Annotated in this window: 19 protein-coding genes, 1 tRNA gene and 2 rRNA genes (1 of these 22 cut by a window edge); 2 read left to right on the forward strand and 20 right to left on the reverse strand. The window is 43.2% G+C overall.

What is annotated here, in order from left to right:
• Positions 1–4 precede the first annotated feature (4 nt).
• The 8 genes from ACQY73_RS10670 to ACQY73_RS10705 all read right to left on the reverse strand — a co-directional run bounded on the left by ACQY73_RS10670 (position 5) and on the right by ACQY73_RS10705 (position 6,775).
• Positions 5–340, reverse strand: a complete 336-nt coding sequence (locus tag ACQY73_RS10670) for a HepT-like ribonuclease domain-containing protein (RefSeq protein WP_428665330.1) — start codon at positions 338–340, stop codon at positions 5–7.
• Entirely contained in the window at positions 333–638 is a 306-nt protein-coding gene (locus ACQY73_RS10675; protein ID WP_428665332.1) for a nucleotidyltransferase family protein, read from the reverse strand. Before ACQY73_RS10675 ends, ACQY73_RS10670 begins: the two co-directional genes overlap by 8 nt.
• A gap of 8 nt (positions 639–646) precedes the next feature.
• Positions 647–991 carry a VOC family protein gene (locus ACQY73_RS10680; RefSeq protein ID WP_428665334.1) on the reverse strand — a complete coding sequence of 115 codons (345 nt, stop codon included), beginning with the start codon at positions 989–991 and terminating at the stop codon, positions 647–649.
• Complete coding sequence (locus ACQY73_RS10685; RefSeq protein ID WP_428665337.1) at positions 988–1,692, reverse strand: SIR2 family NAD-dependent protein deacylase; 705 nt, start codon at positions 1,690–1,692, stop codon at positions 988–990. The genes ACQY73_RS10680 and ACQY73_RS10685 overlap by 4 nt, the downstream gene beginning before the upstream one ends.
• Positions 1,628–2,653 (reverse strand): alpha/beta fold hydrolase, encoded by a 1,026-nt coding sequence (locus ACQY73_RS10690; protein WP_428665340.1) that lies wholly within the window; start codon positions 2,651–2,653, stop codon positions 1,628–1,630. The genes ACQY73_RS10685 and ACQY73_RS10690 overlap by 65 nt, the downstream gene beginning before the upstream one ends.
• An 82-nt stretch (positions 2,654–2,735) precedes the next feature.
• Positions 2,736–3,935 (reverse strand): argininosuccinate synthase, encoded by a 1,200-nt coding sequence (gene argG / locus ACQY73_RS10695; RefSeq protein ID WP_428665343.1) that lies wholly within the window; start codon positions 3,933–3,935, stop codon positions 2,736–2,738.
• A 217-nt stretch (positions 3,936–4,152) separates the two neighbouring features.
• Positions 4,153–5,937, reverse strand: coding sequence for an ABC transporter ATP-binding protein (locus ACQY73_RS10700; RefSeq protein WP_428665345.1), 1,785 nt, complete (start codon positions 5,935–5,937; stop codon positions 4,153–4,155).
• Positions 5,938–6,064: 127 nt separating this feature from the next.
• On the reverse strand, positions 6,065–6,775 hold the full coding sequence (locus tag ACQY73_RS10705; protein WP_428665347.1) for a GNAT family N-acetyltransferase: 711 nt from the start codon (positions 6,773–6,775) through the stop codon (positions 6,065–6,067).
• Between the two features lie 511 nt (positions 6,776–7,286).
• Between ACQY73_RS10705 and ACQY73_RS10710 the strand changes: the two genes are divergently transcribed.
• Positions 7,287–10,007 carry a PQQ-dependent sugar dehydrogenase gene (locus ACQY73_RS10710; protein WP_428665350.1) on the forward strand — a complete coding sequence of 907 codons (2,721 nt, stop codon included), beginning with the start codon at positions 7,287–7,289 and terminating at the stop codon, positions 10,005–10,007.
• A gap of 330 nt (positions 10,008–10,337) precedes the next feature.
• Positions 10,338–11,819 (forward strand): TlpA family protein disulfide reductase, encoded by a 1,482-nt coding sequence (locus tag ACQY73_RS10715; protein ID WP_428665353.1) that lies wholly within the window; start codon positions 10,338–10,340, stop codon positions 11,817–11,819.
• Between the two features lie 71 nt (positions 11,820–11,890).
• On the opposite strand, the gene ACQY73_RS10720 is transcribed toward ACQY73_RS10715, so the two are convergent.
• The 12 genes from ACQY73_RS10720 to ACQY73_RS10775 form a co-directional block, all read right to left on the reverse strand.
• Positions 11,891–12,586: a M23 family metallopeptidase gene (locus ACQY73_RS10720; protein WP_428665356.1), complete on the reverse strand. Its 696-nt coding sequence runs from the start codon at positions 12,584–12,586 to the stop codon at positions 11,891–11,893.
• 59 nt (positions 12,587–12,645) lie between these two features.
• Positions 12,646–13,557 carry an SMP-30/gluconolactonase/LRE family protein gene (locus ACQY73_RS10725; protein ID WP_428665358.1) on the reverse strand — a complete coding sequence of 304 codons (912 nt, stop codon included), beginning with the start codon at positions 13,555–13,557 and terminating at the stop codon, positions 12,646–12,648.
• A 145-nt stretch (positions 13,558–13,702) separates the two neighbouring features.
• Positions 13,703–14,821 carry a redoxin family protein gene (locus tag ACQY73_RS10730; protein WP_428665361.1) on the reverse strand — a complete coding sequence of 373 codons (1,119 nt, stop codon included), beginning with the start codon at positions 14,819–14,821 and terminating at the stop codon, positions 13,703–13,705.
• A 128-nt stretch (positions 14,822–14,949) separates the two neighbouring features.
• Positions 14,950–15,960, reverse strand: a complete 1,011-nt coding sequence (locus ACQY73_RS10735; RefSeq protein WP_428665364.1) for a LiaI-LiaF-like domain-containing protein — start codon at positions 15,958–15,960, stop codon at positions 14,950–14,952.
• A gap of 10 nt (positions 15,961–15,970) precedes the next feature.
• A complete protein-coding gene (locus tag ACQY73_RS10740; protein WP_428665367.1) occupies positions 15,971–16,141 on the reverse strand; it encodes a LiaI-LiaF-like domain-containing protein in 171 nt (56 codons plus the stop codon).
• Between the two features lie 92 nt (positions 16,142–16,233).
• Positions 16,234–16,791 carry a PspC domain-containing protein gene (locus ACQY73_RS10745; RefSeq protein ID WP_428665369.1) on the reverse strand — a complete coding sequence of 186 codons (558 nt, stop codon included), beginning with the start codon at positions 16,789–16,791 and terminating at the stop codon, positions 16,234–16,236.
• A gap of 197 nt (positions 16,792–16,988) precedes the next feature.
• Entirely contained in the window at positions 16,989–17,459 is a 471-nt protein-coding gene (locus ACQY73_RS10750; RefSeq protein ID WP_428665372.1) for a GNAT family N-acetyltransferase, read from the reverse strand.
• Positions 17,460–17,493: 34 nt separating this feature from the next.
• The gene (gene thrC, locus ACQY73_RS10755; RefSeq protein WP_428665375.1) at positions 17,494–18,795 is read right to left on the reverse strand and encodes a threonine synthase; all 1,302 of its coding nucleotides are present in this window, start codon (positions 18,793–18,795) and stop codon (positions 17,494–17,496) included.
• A 151-nt stretch (positions 18,796–18,946) separates the two neighbouring features.
• A tRNA-Pro gene (locus tag ACQY73_RS10760) sits at positions 18,947–19,021 on the reverse strand.
• 47 nt (positions 19,022–19,068) lie between these two features.
• Positions 19,069–19,180, reverse strand: a 5S ribosomal RNA gene (rrf, locus tag ACQY73_RS10765).
• 17 nt (positions 19,181–19,197) lie between these two features.
• Positions 19,198–19,329: a hypothetical protein gene (locus ACQY73_RS10770; protein WP_428653839.1), complete on the reverse strand. Its 132-nt coding sequence runs from the start codon at positions 19,327–19,329 to the stop codon at positions 19,198–19,200.
• Between the two features lie 198 nt (positions 19,330–19,527).
• Positions 19,528–20,175, reverse strand: a 23S ribosomal RNA gene (locus ACQY73_RS10775); it runs 2,157 nt beyond the window's last position.

Consider the following 20,175-nt stretch of genomic DNA (forward strand, 5'->3'; position numbering starts at 1 on the left):
AATCTTAATTATCAAGTAGATATTGTATTTCTACTTTCAAAACAGGAAGGTAATTGACAACAATTGCCCATATATTTACGGGCTCAATTGTATCATAGCCGTGTATGATTTTATTACGGGTGTCTACTATTCTCCGTGCATTGGAAATGGGAATTGTCGGTTGTATTTTGAGCAGATTATTAACCGCTTCGCCAATGATTTCTAAATTCCGTTCTACTGCATCCTGTAGCATATCATTGCCGGCATAGTTTTCATAAATTTGAGGAGTACCAATGTATTTCTCAATATTATCAATGCACATTCGTATATCAAAAAGATATTTTTTAGCAATGTTATTCATAGACTAACTCCTTCGTTTTATTAATCTCCTGAATAAAATAAGGGTTTTTCAATGAGGTTTCTGTAATTAAATCTATGTCTCTTTTAAAAAAAGCCTTCAATGTATCATAAAGCGACCACCATAGTTCGCCTTTTTCAAGTGGTTCAATTTCGTTTTGAAATACTATTAAAAAATCAATATCACTATCTTTTCCGAACCGGTTTGAAACTACTGAGCCAAAAGCATACACTTTCTCAAGCTTATGGGCTTGAAAAATGGCTTTCAGCTGGCTTAGGTTATCTTTCAGTAAGGGATTCATAGGTAAAGTTATTTCCCAAAATGAGGATTTTCTATAATACCAAACACATTGCCAAGCGGATCTTTTACCGTTGCCACTTTAATTCCATCTCCCACTTCCTGAATCTCCTGATCTGCTGTCGCACCCGTCGAAATCAGATGCTTCCAAGCAAGATCAATCTCTTCGACACCCCAATAGGTAGTTGTTTGAGTAGCGTTGGGATCAAGGCCTAATTCATAGCCGCCAACATTGAATCCTACGTAAAAAGGCTCGTCAAAATAAGGCTGAACACCGGTTGCCTGAATGTACCATTGTTTAGTAGACTCTAAATCAGACGCAGGGTAAATGACTGTTCGTAATCCAAGGAATTTCATAGGTATTCTTTGATTAATTTTTCTTTCAACATTGCCATGCCGACCGTTGCTTTTTCCTGAATAAAGGTTACGTATTTGGTGCTTCCGGACATCTCAGGCGTTTTGGGATCTACCACAAAAATAGGCACACGAGGCGGCACATAATAGACCAAACCGGCTGCCGGATAAACCACCAATGAAGTACCTACTACGATGAAGATTTCGGCCTGTTCGGCCATTTCTACCGCCGGCACCATCATGGGTACTTCTTCATGAAACCACACAATGTTCGGGCGTAACTGACTGCCCAATTCACATTTGTCGCCCAATTTAAGTTCCCAGCCTTCTATATCGTAAACCAATGAAGGTTCTTTGGTGCTGCGCGATTTATATAATTCTCCGTGTAAATGAAGTACTTTTTTTGAACCTGCCCGTTCGTGAAGATTGTCAACGTTTTGGGTAATGATCTGAACGTCAAAATATTTTTCCAGTTCTGCCAAAATCAAATGGGCAGCATTTGGCTCCGCCGTCAGTCCCTGCTTACGGCGTTCGTTGTAAAAATCCAGTACTAATTGGGGATTCCGACGCCATCCCTCCGGCGTTGCCACATCTTCAATACTGTACCCTTCCCACAGCCCATCCGAGTCTCGAAATGTTTTAATACCGCTTTCGGCGCTGATTCCCGCGCCCGACAGGACGACTAACTTTTTTTTGGCTGACATAAGTTTCCTCTACAAAACGTTGTAAAAATGGATTTACCTGCTCGTAAAATGCGGTAGGGTTGTCTAACCAAGGGAAATGATGTGCTCGGTCTATTACGCTGATGTTGGCAGCGGGAACCGAATTTTTCCAGTAATTCACCAATCCGTTGAGGTTATAACGCTGTCGCGATAATACCACCAATACGGGTACATTCCGTTGCCGTAAGGCAGTAATACAATCAAACGGCTCAGGAACAAATTTATTACTCACCCGACTTTTAATTGCTATGTTACTTACTTTCTCGTACAGAAAATCGGCGGCGATAGGCTCATGTAAGGTATCATGTACATAGGTAGCCGCCTGAAATGCCATAATTGCCCGCGCTCTTGCCAACGAATCCGTGGGCGTGATTTGGGTTTGGAGCCGGTCCTGTAAGCGTTCAAAACGTCGATTGATAACGTCCTGTGATAACATTCCCGAAAATCCGTATTCTTCGTAGCTGTCCAGGTAAGTGTTGCTTGGACTTGGCTTGATTTCCGACATTGATGTGGGATTGATAAGTACCAATTGCGCCAAATGCCCTCCTGCCTGCGACGCATATGCACAAGCTATCTTGGCGCCAAATCCGTGGGCCACAACTGACCATTTTGGAATCCGTAACACCATACGCAGCGCCTCAATATCCGCGACAGCCTTGGCAAAATTGACAGTTGAATCATTAATGACCGGGAATCGGCTTTTACCCGTAGCTCGCGGATCATAATAAACAACACGGTTGGTTTCCGACAGTTTTTTGATCAGGTCTTTTAAATAGCCCGACGAATTACCTACATCGCTCACTACCAACACAGGGCTTCCGCTCCCGACTATCTTGAAATATAAATTAGCCCCGCTGTTACAAATAGCCCATCCTTCCGTTTGAGCTTTTGCAAGAACCGATACCAATAAAAATGCAATAACGAGGGGTAAATTTTTTCTCATCCAGCCGAGTTTTTTCTTTGACAGGATTTCAGGCTTGACAAGATTACATCCTGTTTTTTCCTGAAATCCTGTCTAAAAATCATTATTGATTCAATTCGCTTATTTTCTGATAGATCATCACTTGATTAGAGGCCACTTTAGCAAACCCTCGCACATCATCACCCGTCCAGGCATTGTTCATTTCTCCATAACTTCCAAATACCGGCGACATCAGATCATAACTTGACTCAATTCCTTCCACATAAAAACGGTAAGGTGCCAATGTAATATGCACTTTCCCCGTCACATGCTGCTGTGTATCAGACAGGAATGTTTCGATATTACGCATCACCGGCTCCATAAACTGTCCTTTGTGAAGCAAGCTGCCGTACCAGTTGGCCAGTTGCTCTTTCCAGTACAATTGCTGTTCGCTCAACACGTGTTTCTCAAGCGTATGGTGTGCTTTAATAATCACTAAAGGCGCAGCAGCCTCAAAACCTACGCGTCCTTTGATGCCAATAATCGTATCGCCCACGTGAATATCACGACCAATCCCAAAAGGTGAAGCAATTTCAGCCAATTTTTGGATAGCTTCTACGGGTGAATAAGAATCTTCGTTGATACCAACCAACTCTCCTTTTTCAAATTGCAACGTAACACGCTCCGCTTCGGACTTGCTTACCTGCGTCGGAAACGCACTTTCGGGTAGGTATTTATCCGAAGTCAATGTTTCCTTTCCTCCTACTGACGTTCCCCAAAGGCCTTTATTGATAGAATACGCAGCTTTGTGCCATTCCTGATGCACGCCTTTTGATTTTAAATACTCAATTTCCGCCTCGCGCGACAAACGCAGATCACGAATCGGCGTAATAACTTCCGCCTCCGGCATAATGATCCGGAAAGCCATATCAAATCTTACCTGGTCATTTCCCGCGCCCGTACTTCCGTGCGCAATGGCCTGTGCACCGATCTCCTTGGCGTATTCAGCAGCGGCAATGGCCTGAAAAATCCGCTCTGCGCTCACCGAAAGCGGGTACGTATTGTTTTTGAGAATATTCCCAAACACTAAATATTTGATACACTGCTGATAATAATCTTCCGTTTTGGAAATAGTCACGTGTTTTTTCACGCCAAGTGAGTACGCGCGGTCCTCAATTGCTTTCAGTTCTTCTGCTGAAAAACCGCCCGTATCCACCAATACGGAGTAAATTTCGTAGCCTTTGTCTTCCGACAAATATTTGACACAAAAAGAGGTATCTAAACCTCCGCTAAATGCTAAAACAACTTTTTTACTTTCAGACATGGACTTCTACTTCTTAAATGTTATTTCGTTAATTCGGGCAATTGCCAAACGACGATGGATTTTTATACCCCCCCCGGATTGTGTGCGTACCAAATTTCTAAAACCCGAGTGGTCATCATCAATATGTTAGCGCAAAGTTAGGAGAATAACGACAAGGTTACCAAAAAAAATAAGCTCCGCTCGTCGTTTTTGAAACGCAGGTTGCGGGGCACATTCTTTAATGATTATCCAAGGTCTTTGTGATCTTGTCCAGATTGAGGCTGCGCGTCGATGCGTCAAAAATGGTTCGATACACTCCGTTCAAATCATACAGATCTTCGTGCTTTCCGCTTTCTGCCACCTCACCGCGCTGCATGACATAAATTACATCGGCGTCCATGATTTGAGAAATACTGTGCGAAATGATAACGACTGTTCTTCCTTTTTTAATGGCTTCGATGCTGTTTCTGATTTGTTCGGTAACGATGGCATCCAAACTTGCCGTAGGCTCGTCCAGAAAAATGATCGGAGGATCTTTCAAAAAAAGACGCGCAATAGCAATGCGCTGTTGCTGCCCGCCCGAAAGCATGGAAGCATCTGAGGTATATTGTTCGGGCAAATCTAAAATCTGATCGTGTAAAAAAGCCTTTTGAGCGGCTATCCGGATTTCTTCCGTTGTAGCATTGGGTTTACCGTAACGGATATTTTCCTCAATGCTACCTTTGAAAATGTGATTTTTTTGAAGCACTAAGCCAATATCATCCCTCAAGGCGTGCGTATCATAATCATTGAGCAAAATACCGTCCAGTGAAATACTTCCACTTGAAGGTGCGTAAAATTTTGTCAGCAAATTAATGACCGTCGATTTGCCTGCGCCCGACAATCCCACCAACGCTGTTGTTTTTCCACTGGGAATATGAATGCTGACATTTTTTAAGGCATGCACTCCGGTAGGGTAATAGAAATCAACATTTTCTAACACAAAATCGCCCTTTAACGGCTCCGAAATCATCTGTCCGAGCGATTCTGTTTCTTTTTTGGCGTCCAAAATACTGAAATAGCCTTCGGCATAGATCAAGGCATCATTCATTTCATCATAAATACGGTGCAATTGACGAATGGGCGCAGATACATTGCTGAACAGCATGATATGAAACATGATAGCACCGATAGAGATTTGTCGATCAAGTACTAAATAAGCCGTCAGTATAATAATAAGTACGACACCAATCTGCTCAATAAAAGACTTCAAGCCCTCAAAAATGAAACCGGTGCGCCGCGTCTGCAATTGCAGATCCATGAGTCTTTGTTGAAGAGTCAATTGCTTTTTCCCTTCGTATTGTTCTCTGACAAATGATTTTATCACCGAAATGGACTCAATAAGATTGATGAGTCCGTTGTTTTTATCCTCCCGTTGGCCTCGCAATTTGCGTCGAACTCCCTGAAGTTTCTGAGCTTGCCGAAAGCTTACGTAAAAATAAGCAGGCAACACACAAATTGCCACCAATCCTACGTACACATTGGCCGAAAACATTACCACCAAAGCCACAATCGCATTAGCAAACAAAGGAAGCACATCAATGAAAAAATTCTGAACAAGCTTGGTCAAACTCTCCACGCCGCGATCAATCCGAGTTTGCAACCGTCCCGATTGATTCGTTTGATTGGTATAAAAATCCATTCGATAGGTCAAAATCTTTTCAACGGCCGTTTGAGCCAAATGAAATGACACATTGATACGTAGTTTTTCGCCGTAAAATTTTTGCCCGAACTGAATAAAAATGGTCAGTATCTCTTTAGCAAAAAGAATTATCGAAATCAATCCAAGTAACGCAAGGCCTTCCGGCAATACTTTCCCTTCCCGCAGCAACAGATCAATTTTATCAACGGTATAACGCAACACCAAAGGATTGACCTGAGCAGTCAGTGAACCGAACAAGGTAAGTAACAATGTACCGATGATCAGCCATTGATAAGGTTTAAGAAAAGGAATAAGTCGATTAGTAATTTGTCTGATTTCCAAAGCAATAACTCTTTTTTGGGGTGGACATTAGGTGTGAATACAAATTTAAATTCCAAATTAAAAAAATAAACCCCGATTACCGGCAAAAATCGGCAATCGGGGTCATAAAGAAATATGAAATGCTATTTTAATGCGTCAATTCCAGCTCTTTCTGGCGATTGCGTGCCTTAGCTTCACGTATTTCGCGACGCAGCAGAATACGTTGTTTAATGCGCATCCAACGCTCGTACAATTTAGATTCTTTCAGAAAATCCCAAGGCGCTTTCTTTTCCGATTTTTGTACCTGCGCGGCATCATACATCATTCCTGTACAAAGACAGTTCTTACGGTTTGTCCGCGTCAGTACGTCGTAATTCACGCAGCTGGAGCAACCTTTCCAGAAGGCATCATCGGCCGGCAATTCACTGAACGTAACGGGCTCATATCCAAGATCCGAATTGATCTTCATCACGGCCAAACTGGTCGTGATTCCGATGATTTTGGCGTCCGGATATTTGGTCCGCGAAAGTTCGAAGGCTTTCCGTTTGATGGCTTTTGCAATACCGCTTTTGCGGTGGTCAGGATGAACGATCAACCCTGAGTTTGCCACAAACTTACCATGCTCCCACGTTTCGATGTAACAAAACCCTACCCAGTCTCCAAGCAGTGTTGTTGCTATAATGGCTTTTCCTTCGGCCATTTTTTCCTGAATATAGACAGGAGAACGTTTTGCTATTCCGGTTCCACGTTGTTTGGCACTTTCTTCCATTTCTTTACAAATGGTTTCGGCAAGGTGGAAATGTTTTTCTTCGGCTGTTTCTACGATGTATTCGTTAGCTACTATTTCTATGTTTGACATTGTCATTTATTGGAATTGAATCCTCTGCGGAGACAAATAATCCGCTTTGGTGTTAATAATTGAGTGATTTTTGGAAATTGAGCGAAAAAAGTTTGCTGCGTAGGCAAACGAAGATTAATGTGTCCTTTCGGACCTGAAAAAAAATGGCGTAATATGCGCGCAGCGAGTATGTGAAAGCGAGTGTGCCACCTTATAATTTGGTTTTTGAAAAAAACGTGACAAATATCGGTTAAATTGTATTCTGAATCCAATAAATAAACGATTTATTTTTTCCAATGGTTCAAATAAATCAGTAATGATTGGTAGACAATCCGTTAGCAGATTTTATAGCTTGATTGCTTTAAAATAATCACGAAAAGCCCGGTTCAAAAGAAACCGGATTTATGAATCTGGTCGGTAGTATCATTTTGAATTTTCAGCGTTATAGATATAAACCACCGGGCATAAGTATCATTAGTTTCCGACGTATTTTTACTTTTACTGTTAAATTAAAACAAACATAAGTGACCTCATGGAAAATCCATTTTGGAAAACCTCAATACGTGTGGGCGGTAGTTCGCTATTGATAGCCACATTGTTGAGCAGTAGTGTTTTCGCTCAATCTCCCGCCGTTCCTGAAGAAAATCGTTTTACTAAAAACGTTTTACTGGAAAAATTAGACGAACCGACTGAACTTGTTGTGTTGGCAGATCAGCGGGTCCTGTTTACCGAACGCAAAGGAAAAGTCAAGCTTTACAACCCCAAAAAGCCCGATACCTATAAATTGGTGGCCAATTTGCCCGTGTACTTCAAACAGGAATACGGTTTGATGGGAATCAATGTTGATCCGAATTTCAAAGAAAATAAATGGGTCTACCTATATTATTCTCCCGTTTCTACCGAAGCCGATACATCACAACGCCTGGTACGCATGAAATACGATACCGAACGCGATACATTGTTGCCCAGTACCGAACAGATTTTACTGCGCGTTCCCGTCAAACGCAACGATTGCTGCCACACGGGTGGGTCCATTGCGTGGGACAAGCAAGGCAACCTGTACCTCTCTACCGGCGACGATATCAATCCATTCGGCAATGATGGTTATGGTCCTTTGGACGGCCGTCCCGGGCGCGCAGGTTGGGATGGTCGCTCTTCCTCTTCCAATACCAACGATTATCGGGGCAAGATCCTACGTATCAAACCCCGCCCGGAAGGTGGGTATGATATTCCTGCCGGAAACCTTTTTCCTGTAGGTACGGCAAAAGCACATCCCGAAATTTATATTATGGGGAATCGTAACCCGTATCGTATCTCCATTGACCAACGCACCGGCTTTTTGTATTGGGGCGAAGTAGGTCCCGATGCCGGCAATGACAGCGAGACTCGTGGCCCGCGCGGGTATGATGAAGTCAATCAGGCACGTAAAGCAGGCTATTTCGGGTATCCGTTGTTTGTAGCCGACAATAAGGCCTATAACCGCTATGATATGGGCACCAAAGTATCAGGCGAACGTTTTGACCCGATGAAACCCATTAATGACTCACCCCATAATACCGGTTTAGTTGAATTACCTCCTGCCCAAAAAGCCTTTATTTATTATCCTTACGCTGATTCACCCGAATTTGGCCCTATCGTTGGCAAAGGCGGGCGTAACGCTATGGCCGGTCCGGTCTATTATTATGATGATTATCCGGAAAATGATGTAAAATTCCCCCGTTATTACGACGGTAAATTCTTTGCTTATGAGTGGATTCGTGACTGGATTCACCCCGTTACAATGGACAAAGAAGGCAATTTTGTGAGCATGGAAACCTTCATGCCCAATTCCAAATTCAACCACCCGATCGACATGCAGTTTGCCGTTGACGGTTCTTTGTACGTTATGGAATACGGAAACACATGGTTTGCCCAAAACGATGATTCTCGCTTATCACGTATTACATACAATGCCGGAAACCGCAAGCCGGTAGCTGTTGCGGCTGTAAGCAAAAAGGCAGGAGCTGCTCCCATGAAAGCAGTATTCTCATCAAAGGGCACAGTCGATTATGACGGCGACGCACTTACATACGAATGGAATTTCGGCAAAGGTCTTCCCAAAAGCACACTTGCCAATCCAACCTTCACTTACACCAAGCCCGGTGTTTATACCGCAACGTTGAAAGTAACAGACGCCAAAGGGAATTCTTCGACCGGCAATGTGGAAGTAAAAGTTGGTAATGAACCTCCAAAAGTGGAAGTAGCCGTTGCGGGGAATAAGTCTTTCTACTGGGAAAACAAACCCGTTAACTACGAAGTAAAAGTAGCCGACAAAGAAGACGGCAGCTTGGTCAATAAAAAAATAAATCCGGAAGATGTGACCGTAACGATTGATTATCTGGAAGGTTTTGACAAAACCATTTTGGCACAGGGTCACCAGGCGAATTTGGGATTTGCAACCGGTAAACGTCTCATGGATTTGTCGGATTGCAAAGCCTGCCACGACATTGACAAAAAATCCATCGGACCGGCCTATCGCCAAGTGGCAAAAAAATACAAAGGCGAGCGCGACATAGAGAGCCGCTTAGCTGACAAAATCATCGGCGGCGGCGGCGGCGTTTGGGGAGAGCAGGCCATGAGCGCCCACCCTCAAATCAAAAAAGATGAAGCCAAGGAAATAGTGCGCTATATCATGTCGTTGGCCAATGAAAAAGGCCCCGACAAAAAACCGCTCAAAGGAGAATACGTAACCGCTGCAAAACAAAAAGAAGGTTCTTATATTTTTACAGCAAGCTACACTGACAGAGGTAACGACGCCGTAGGACCTCAAACATCTACCACTACGGTTGCGCTCCGTCCTGCCAAAGTAAAAGCCGTACAAAATGATGAGGTAAAAGATGCTACCAAGGTGGAATTGCCTTCAAAATCAGAAGTATTGGCACCTGTCAAAAACGGCAGTTATGCGTTGTACAAAGACATTGACCTGACCGACATCAGTACCCTTTCATTCATGGTTTATACTGATCCAAGTCGTACTGTAGGCGGCAAGATCGAAGTACGATTGGATAGCCCGACCGGTGCTTTGGTTGGTGAAGTCGAAGTCCCTAACAACAAAATGGGAGTCGTGAGTACGGCGGTTCGCCGACCGGATGATAAGCTCCACAACGTTTATCTGGTATTTACCACTACTCAATCCGTTCCCGAGGCCAAAGGGCTTTTCGGTCTGGAATGGATTCAATTTAATCCCAACGGAGTAGCCAATACGGGTAAATAACAGAAACCATTCTTCTATAAAACAAAAAGCCGTTGCAGAACGGCTTTTTGTTTTATAGTTCTATCGCTAAGTAATTTGCCTATTGGAAAAGTGAGCCGGCATGATTTTGTTCTTACCTTTTGCAGCTATCTTTAAATTCGTTATCAATAATAGAAAACTACTGAAATCAATTCAATAAGCTTTCTGTAAAGGTTGACCGATAACTAAATTGCCCTTTTTAAAAACAAGTTTTAAATAACTTGTTCGTTCTAGTAGCTTCGGCCGATTCAATAAGAACATTTTTAATGATTGGGCCTTTTTCACAGCTGTTTCACTTTAATAAAACATTTTATGAAGACATATTTTTTCTCTTTTTGCCTATTGCTGAGTTTAGCTGCGGGCGCACAAACAGCACATATTGTGCTCAAATTGCCCCAAAATAACGATTTTATCGTTTCGCTGACAACCGAAAAGATACGTCACATCGAAGCTCCTTCCATTGGCCTGACCGACGTTGAGTTCTTAAACATCGGCGTATTCGATGACAGCACCAAACGCTGGGCAATGACCGAATTTGAACTGAAAGAGCCGCAACTGGTTCGATTGAATATCACCAATAAACGCCTTGTAGTAGGCTACAAAAGTCAAGGCAGTGCTAATCGTTTGTTGTTCATTAGTCCTAAAGACAGCCTGACTATTACCGTTAATCCTGACAAAACGTTGGCATTTTCGGGCACCCATGCTGCCTATCAGGAATACCTCAGAGATTATTTCAGGGAGAATATGTACGACTATTTGCCCCAATTTGGGTATAATCCTTCCCAAATTGATAATTCCCAAATTCTTGGCAAAGTTGACAGCCTGCAACGGGCACGTCAACAGGGGTTTCAAAAATTGAAGGGCCAATACCCCGTTGATGAAGCATTCGAAACATATATAACAGCCGTAACAAATACAGAACCTTATTTGCTCAAATTGGTCGTTTCGGACAAGAAAATCCGTGAGAGTCAGGGAGTGCAGCTAAAACCCGATCAACGAAAAGAAATTCAGGAGTTAACGCTTAAGAATTTTAAAATCCTGCCGGATGCTGCCTTGCTCAGTGATGTGTATCGTAATGAATTGCGCAATTCTATTCAAATTCCGGTAATCCAAAAATACCCTACCGACTCAGCCAAACGGTACGTACTTTCTCCCGATGCGGTACAACTTGCTTATCAGTTGAGCGACGAAAAGTTGAAAGATTATCCCAAGCAACGCGAATACTTATTAACGCACTGGCTTGATTATTCTACTACGTTCAGAAGCGATATGAAAGCTGCTCACGCGTTGCTGGCCAAGTACGAACAAACATATCCGCAATCAACGCTTAATGCTTATTTTAAGCGCACGATTGCAGCCAAAGAGCTGATGGAAGTAGCAAAACCTGCGCCTGAATTTATGCTCAAAGACCGCGATGGAAAAACCGTAACGTTATCAAGCTTACGCGGCAAACCGGTATGCATCGCCTTTTGCTATAACCTCAAACAACATGAGTATATTTTCAAACCATTGGAAGAAAAATACCGTGACCGTTTGACCTTCATATACCTCAATGTAACCCCCGGTACTCCCTATGAACTGTGGCAACCTACCACCGAAAGTCGTCCGGGTGTACTGCATTTATGGGCTTCCGACGAAGATGCTCAAAAGATCAAAGATACCTACGCTTCTACTATGCGGTATCCTTTTGTGCTGATCGATTCGCAGGGAAAAATTGTAGAACGCTGGATTCCGCAGGAATTTCCTGATAACAAAACCTTACAGGCGGAATTGAGCGGCTTGGTCAGAAAATAAAAGAAGAGTCAGAGATGGATAAAAAGGAGTTAGGGGGTAGGCAAAAAGACGCACCCTTAACTCCTTTTTCTTTATTTCACCACTTCAGCAGCGGCCAGCCAATCGTACGTATTTACGGGCATGGGAAGCGCGTCAGGTGTCAGCTGAAGATACATTAAATGAAGATGCGTTCCGGAACGACGTTTGGCCGCGTTTAAGCCCGTACGGCCCACTTCGGCGATTTTCTGGCCGGCAACAACCTGCTCGCCCACTTGCACCGTAACGCGGCTATGGTGAGCGTAGTAAAACAAACCATCTAAACAGGGATCGTAGATCCACACAAAATTTCCACCTCGGTAGCTACTTTCAGCGGTCCAATTGGTTTCAGTGGCTACAACAATTCCCGGGCGCATTGCCAGCACGTCAATCGGTTGTTCGGTCTGATCGTCTAAATTATCCTGATTCCGGTCGTAGACAAAAATATCGTGAGCCGGGTGGCTTCCCTGTACAGCATGGTCAAAAAGGTTGAAACCCATGGGTCGATACCCCGAACCGTGTCCGCCAATTTGTTCTGCGTCGTACGATTTTATGGGAAAAACAAAACCAATCGAATCACTGCATATTTGTTGGCGGTATCCGTCGCTGATTTCACGGAGTTCGCTAAAGATCAATTGAAAACGTAATTGAGCGGAATCGGGTTGAATGGTTTGCTCGCGAATCTGTGAATTCAATTGCAGAAATGCCTGTCCCAATGTCACTAACTGAGCACTTGGTGCATCTGCCGACATTAACAATAAGGGTGAAATTAAGGATAAAAAAATGGATACAACTTTGTACATATATATGCTTATTTCTTTTCCATAAACGCTTTCATCATTACCCACTCACGGCCGGGAGCATCCGCGTGGAAAGTTTCAAGGCATCCGCGATCTTGGAGAGTGATGTAGCAAGTTCGCCCTTTTTTGCCTCCAAAACAAATATTAGAAACACTTTTGCCTTTTGTAGTGATCGTTTTTATAACTTTCCCTTCGGGTGAAACAACTGCAACTTCGCCCTTTCCATGCCTTGTAATATACAGGTTTCCTTTGGCATCGCAGCGCATTCCGTCCATCCCGCCGTCTTCAAATTTATGCAAAAGTCGCTTATTGGAAAGCGTGCCATCAGCCGCCAGATCAAACGCCCAAACATTACGTTGAACGCTTTCATTGACGTAAAGTATCTTTTCATCAGGACTTAAATCAATACCGTTGGTCGTTCCCATATTGGGTGCCACAATTCTCGCTTTTCCTTCGGGCGACACGTGCCACACCTGCCCCGTACCTTCTTTCCAGTTAGGGTCTGAGCAAAAAATATGCCCGTTTTTATTGATCGCCAAATCATTCGGCTGATTCATTTTAGGTTCGTTGCAATGCACACTCACCTGCTTACTTTTCAGATCTACTTTCAACACATTATGCCCCGTAAAGTCTGCCACATAAAAGGTAGAAGCGTTGCCGAATCGAATCCCGTTGCCTGTACTTCCTTTAGGTAATGTAAGAAAAATAGAAGCCTTATTGCGGCGGGGAATCTGTGCAATCGTACCATCCATGATATAATTAACGGCATAAACATTTCCTTCAGGATCTACCGCCGGGCCTTCACAATTCTGAGTAAATTCATGCTCCGGTGAAAAGTCAGAGGTTTGAGCAAGAGAAGTAAGCGAAGAAAAAAATAAAGCTCCGACGCAAAAGGATATATAAGAGTAACGCAACAATTTCATGAAAGTAACAGGTCTAGGGTCCAAATACAGGGTGTAAAGATTGAGATTTAGTTGAAAATAAAAAAACTTTCCAAGTTGGGGTAACCTGAAAAGTTTTTTTGAAAGCTATAGTACAACCGGCAATTTTCGGGCGGTTGCAGTTCTCCTAATTGTTTACCTTCAAGAGCTCTTCCAGTTTCTTTTCCAATGCCACTCCACGGAGGTTTTTCTCGATCACTTTTCCATCTTTATCCAACAAAAATGTGGCAGGAATGGCATTGACTCCATAATTTTGCGCCGCTATCGACTGCCAATATTTCAAGTCTGAAACGTGACTTGTCCAGATCAAACCATCTTTTTCAATCGCTTTTACCCATGCCGCTTTGTCACGGTCGAGCGATACACTGAAGATTTCAAAACCTTTATCTTTAAAACGATTATATACCCGTACGACGTTTGGATTTTCCTGACGGCAAGGCCCGCACCATGAAGCCCAGAAGTCGATCAACACAATTTTCCCTCGCAATGATGAAAGACTTACGGGTTTATTTTCAGTACTGTTAAGCGTAATTTCGGGGGCAGCATCGCCAATTTGAATGCCACGCATGCGTTTGGCATTGCCCACAAAAACCTGCGCCTGTTTCATGGTAGGGCGTTCTGTTTCAAAGCGTTTTGCCAACGCATCAATGGTTGCGAAATCAACTTCCGGATTGAGGAAATTAGTGGCAAACAACGCCACCAATGATGTTCCCAATTCCGGGATCATGCTTTTTACTTTTCCCGTAAATGCCTGACTCGCCGCTTCAAAATCCTGCTGGATCTTGGCTATTTTTTTACTGTCTTTCTTTTGCTCGGCCTGGGCATATTCTTCCTGCCATTTAAGAGACTTTTCGTTCATCTCTTTATACATTCCGATCAGTTGTTGGTAGTAATCATTGTTCTTTGAACCGGTCACTTTAGCGCCTCCTTTTTCGGTTCCATCCGCTACAATATCAATCGTTTCCCCTCCTTCTATCAACACAATGATACGTTGCGCACCGGCGAGATTTACCTGATAAACCGTTCCTTCGTCTACTTCTTTACGCTTAAATGTAAAACGTTTGTCGGCTCCTACTTTCGCTGAGTCCACCACCACAAGGGGCTGTGTACCTGCGATTTCCAGATAAATTTTATGTTCCGGTTGAAGATTTTTAGCCGTTCCCGAAATAGTAAATTCTTTGCCGGTTGTTTGGGCAAAAAGCGTGACGGTTGTCAGAAAAGCGGCAGCGGTAAGTATATTTTTCATTAGAATACGAAGGTTTGCCAATTTTAAACGAAAAAACGGGTTGTTTGTTGCGTGATTGGCAAAGGTACAAAAAACAAAAATGCTGCCGGTTATTTTACCCGACAGCATTTTTAAACTATTTATTAACGTTAGTATCGTTTGATCTCTAATTTCGACAATCCGCCTTCGTACGAAATTTTAATCTTTTTAGCGGCTGATTTATAGTTAGAAGTGCGATAAAGACCGTCGCTTATTTTTTCAAAATTATCCAGTTCTTTAGAATTAAAAGCTCCGTCGACCGTAAATTCGCAGCCTATGGATTCAGGAATGGTAATTTCAATAGAGGCAACTCCTGCGTCGATTTCCACTTCGGCATCATTTTCAATTTTATCGCCCAGTTTCAGTTCAACTTCAGCAGCGCCTGCGCCAATTTTCACCTTTTTAACTTTGTATTCCGACAAATCGAAGTTCGCTTTACCGGCACCCAACCCCAGATCAAATGACCAAACAGGCTTATCACTCAAACGCATTTCGACGTGGTTATCCATTTTGTCAAAATCCCGAATGCGGATGCGCTTAGTGCTGTCTTTACTTTCCATTTCAAAGTTGACCGAGCTGACCTTAGTGCTCTCGTTTCGCTTAGTGGTTAAAACGTAGTTGCCAAATTTAGTCTCGGCATCTGCTTCTACCAACTGTGCGGTTGTTCCTTCAATTTTAAATTCACCCGCTCCTGCACCAAAATTGAGCGTTGCTTCAGTAGTTCCGTCGGCCAATGGTTCTGAAAAATGCGTTTCTCCTTCTTTTGAATAGGTTTTTGAGCGTTTATCATATTCATCATCGTCGCTGTTATTATCATCGTCGTCATCGTCAAAATCATCCAGATTGAATTCAATGCCATCGTCATTCCAGTGACGAATTTTTTTGTTCGCTCCATTGATAATCGCGGATGGAATGGCAATCGCAATCAAAATAGCAGTCAAAATTCCAGACCAACTTTGTTTGAGTAAGAGACTTAGTCCCGCCAATACCAGCAATAGAGGCCAGAAACGTAATGTCATCCCCCAATCAATGTGAAACCAACCAAGGGTTTTAGCCATTAATATCAAGCCAATGGCCAGTAAAAAAGTGCCCCAAAACAGAGCGTTTGAAGATTGTTTCATGGTCTGTTGCTTAAGATATCTTTTTCAGTTTGTCTTTAAAAATCAGTAGCGCACCACCGGCAATAAACAATACAGGCCAAAAGAATCGCTCGAAATCGAACCAATCGAAAAGCTCGCGCATAAGCAGCAGTCCGCCGATAAGTACAAGGAGAATACCCCAAAAAGTGCTTTGATAATTCATGGCAAAAGTAAGTTTGAGTTGAAAAGTTATTAGGTTATTAACAGGTTGACTTACAAACCGGCCGTATATATTATATAGGCCGGTTTGGTAATCTATGCTTTTGGCTCTTCCGAACCATCTTGAGTAGTTGGCTCTTTTGGCTCAGTCGATTTTGGAGGTTGCCAATCATTGATCGGAGCAGTGTCGGTCCATGAAGGAGTGGCGCGCTCAGTATCTGCGGTAAAAGTGGTTGCAGGTTTATTGGTGGTTCTCAAAATCAGGAAAAGTCCAATACCGATCAGTAATGCTGCCGGAATAAAGCGATCCAGATCCATCCAGTAGAAAAGTCGGTCAAAGAGCATAAAACCACCGATGATCAATAAAGCATAGCCAATGATTTCGGCTCCTTTTCCAAAGTCTTTTTTGGGTTGTGGATTGTTCGTAAAGGCCCAATCCGTTTCTGTAACTCTCGTAGCTGGATCCTCTTTAGGTAATGCCGCCCACAAAATAATATAGATCAAAATAACCGGAAAGCCCTTGGCAAAAATCATCAGTACGACGAAAATAACCCGCATGATGGCTTTATCTATACTAAAATAATCAGCAAGACCGGCAGCTACTCCGCCAAGGACGGCTTCACTCTGAATACGATGCAATTGTTTGTTGTTCATGACTTTGCAATGTTAAGATGTTGGATTTTAGGCGATAGGCATTAAATGGGTGACCATTTTGGAGTCTGTTCTTTGATGCCTGTTATGTTTTTTTATTTTATTATTGATTCAAAGGTACTATGCAATGCAAGGTAATCAAATATTTTTTACCTCCAACGGTTACAGAACAAAATGAATGGAAAATTTTGGGGATGAAGTTACACGCCAATGAGAGATCTCTCAAAATAGACAACGTCTACTTCAGGATTGTAATTGTAGGGAAGGATTTGGGTGAAGCCGTAGCGAAGGTATAATTTGACGGCAGGTTCTAAACGCCGAAGGCTATCCAATTTCATATATTCATAGCCAAGATCACGGGCAGTAGTTAATGCAGTATCCATGAGTTGCTCACCTAAACGGCGCCCACGGTAAGCGGGTTGAATAAACATCCGCTTCAATTCACACGTCTGTTTATCCAACTGCCGCAATGCGGTACAACCCACAAATTTGTCGTTAGATTGTACGAGCCATAATTCCCCCGTCGGAGGTCCGTACATAGTTGGTAAAATTTGCAGTTCGTTGTCAAACTTCTGAAATTGTAAATCAATTCCTAACCCTAACGCATACTCTTTGAAGAGCTCAACAGCTGCGGAGTAATGTTCAGAAGTACGGGCAACGATAATTTCCATGAGATATAGACATTACTATCAATGTCTCTTTTATCTATGACAACAGATAGTTTTTAAAATCCTCAAAGCGTGTACTCATCGGGATCGCTTCTTTGGTTTTACTTAATAAATCGGATAAGCGGGCGGGAATTTCCACCTCCGTAGTTCCAAGTGCTTCTTCCACAACATTCAGAAATTTGGCATAATGTGCCGTTGATAAGAATACCCCTGTTACATCTTTCTGAGTCAAGTGCATGTATTCTTTCAAACCCAAATAAGCAACTGCGGTGTGCGGGCACATCAAATAACCTTGACGCTCATAAACCTCCCGCATGGCGCTTTTAGTTTGTTCATCGTTAAACCAACATCCCGAAATATCGTTTTTTACCTGTTCCCAATCATCTGCAAAAAATCGTGTCAAACGCACAAAATTGCTTGGATTCCCTACATCCATGGCATTGGAAACCGTTTCTACCGAAGGAACAGGAGAATAAGTGCCATTTTCCAAGTAATTGGGAACGACATTGTTACGATTGGTCGTAGCTACAAAATGCTCCACAGGCAGGCCCATACGATAAGCCAAAACACCGGCACTCAAATTACCAAAATTACCACTCGGTACCGAAAACACAACCGGCAGTCCTAAGTGTTTTACTTGAGCATAAGCTCTGAAATAGTAAAAAGACTGTGGAATCAAGCGAGAAATATTGATTGAATTAGCAGAAGCCAAATTGTATTTTTTGGTTAATTCGGCATCCAAAAAAGCTTGTTTAACCAACGCTTGACAATCGTCAAAAGTACCGTCAACTTCCAAAGCGGTGACATTTCCGCCTAAGGTAGTTAATTGTTTTTCCTGAATATCGCTTACTTTTCCGCTTGGGTACAAGATTGTGACACTTATGCCCGGCACATTATGAAATCCCTGCGCTACAGCTCCGCCCGTATCACCGGATGTAGCCACTAAAATCCGTATTTCTTTTTGGGAACGTACTAAAAAATAAGACATTAAGGATGCCATGAAACGTGCTCCAAAATCCTTAAAAGCCATAGAAGGGCCATGAAAAAGCTCAAGACAATAGATATTGTTCTCAGTAGGAACGATAGGAGCATCAAAATCAAACGCCCGTTCTACAATCATACGAATATCCGCATCGGGAATATCTTCACTCAATAAGGTTTTTGAAACTTCAAACGCAATTTCATTAAATGACAAATGCTCAATATTTTTCAGAAACACATCTGATACCGTAGGAATGTTTTCAGGCATGTATAAACCATTGTCGGCGGGAAGACTCCGAAATACAGCTTCTTCAAGATTGGCTTTAAGCTGTGCATTCTTAGTACTGTATAAAATCATTAGTGAAAGTGCGTGCTAAATGTCAAAATTCATAAACTTGATGGATCAAAATTACGCCACCTCTTCCCTCTATCCAAACCTTTGGCGAACTTTGAGTAGAAGTAAGGGCTAAAAAAAAGGTCCACTATTTTCATAGTGAACCTTTTGAAAGTCGGGATGGCAAGATTCGAACTTGCGACCTCCTGGTCCCAAACCAGGCGCGATGACCGGACTACGCTACATCCCGAATAAGAATGCCTCCGACAAATCGGAGGCATATCTTTCATTTTAATATTGTGGCGGCTACCTACTTTTCCAGGTTTTATCCCAGTATCATCGGCGGATTGGGGCTTAACTTCTCTGTTCGGAATGGGAAGAGGTGAACACCCAACCTGTAACCACCATCAAGGTCGTTTTGGGGTTTTAGGAAGGAGAACAGGTGAAGCGAACCGTCGCACCGTCCCAACCTGTAACCACCATCAAGGTCGTTTTGGGGTTTTCGGAAGGAGAACAGGTGAAGCGAACCGTCGCACCGTCCCAACCTGTAACCACCATCAAGGTCGTTTTAGCGTTTCAGAACTGACATCAGTAAAATTAATTACCGCACCATCCTGTCTTGCTAACCTATCTTTAAGGCTTTTTGATTCGAGTTAATCAGGGACATCTGTCGCCTCTCAATTCTTATCAGGTCTTTTCAGACTATAGGGTCTTATACATTAATTGACATTGGAAAGAAAAATAAATAAGCAGTATATATAGAAGCTATTGGGCAATTAGTACTGCTCGGCTTTGATGTCACCACCTTTACACCTGCAGCCTATCAACGTCATCGTCTATAACGTCCCTTGTTTGGAAATCTCATCTTCAGGCCGGTTTCGCACTTAGATGCTTTCAGCGCTTATCCGTTGCCCACGTAGCTACTCGGCCGTGCAACTGGCGTTACAACCGATTCACCAGCGGTGAGTCCAACCCGGTCCTCTCGTACTAAGGTCAGCCCCCGTCAAATTTCCTACGCCCATCACAGATAGGGACCGAACTGTCTCACGACGTTCTGAACCCAGCTCGCGTGCCACTTTAATCGGCGAACAGCCGAACCCTTGGGACCTTCTCCAGCCCCAGGATGTGACGAGCCGACATCGAGGTGCCAAACCATCCCGTCGATGTGAGCTCTTGGGGATGATCAGCCTGTTATCCCCGGCGTACCTTTTATCCTTTGAGCGATGGCACACCCATGCGCAACCACCGGATCACTAAACCCTGGTTTCCCACCTGATCGACCCGTCGGTCTCACAGTCAAGCCGGCTTGTGCTTTTGCACTCCCCGCACGGTTACCAAGCGTGCTGAGCCGACCTTTGGAAGCCTCCGTTACTCTTTTGGAGGCGACCACCCCAGTCAAACTAC

The organism is Runella sp. (assembly GCF_965279615.1).
Taxonomy (GTDB): domain Bacteria; phylum Bacteroidota; class Bacteroidia; order Cytophagales; family Spirosomataceae; genus Runella.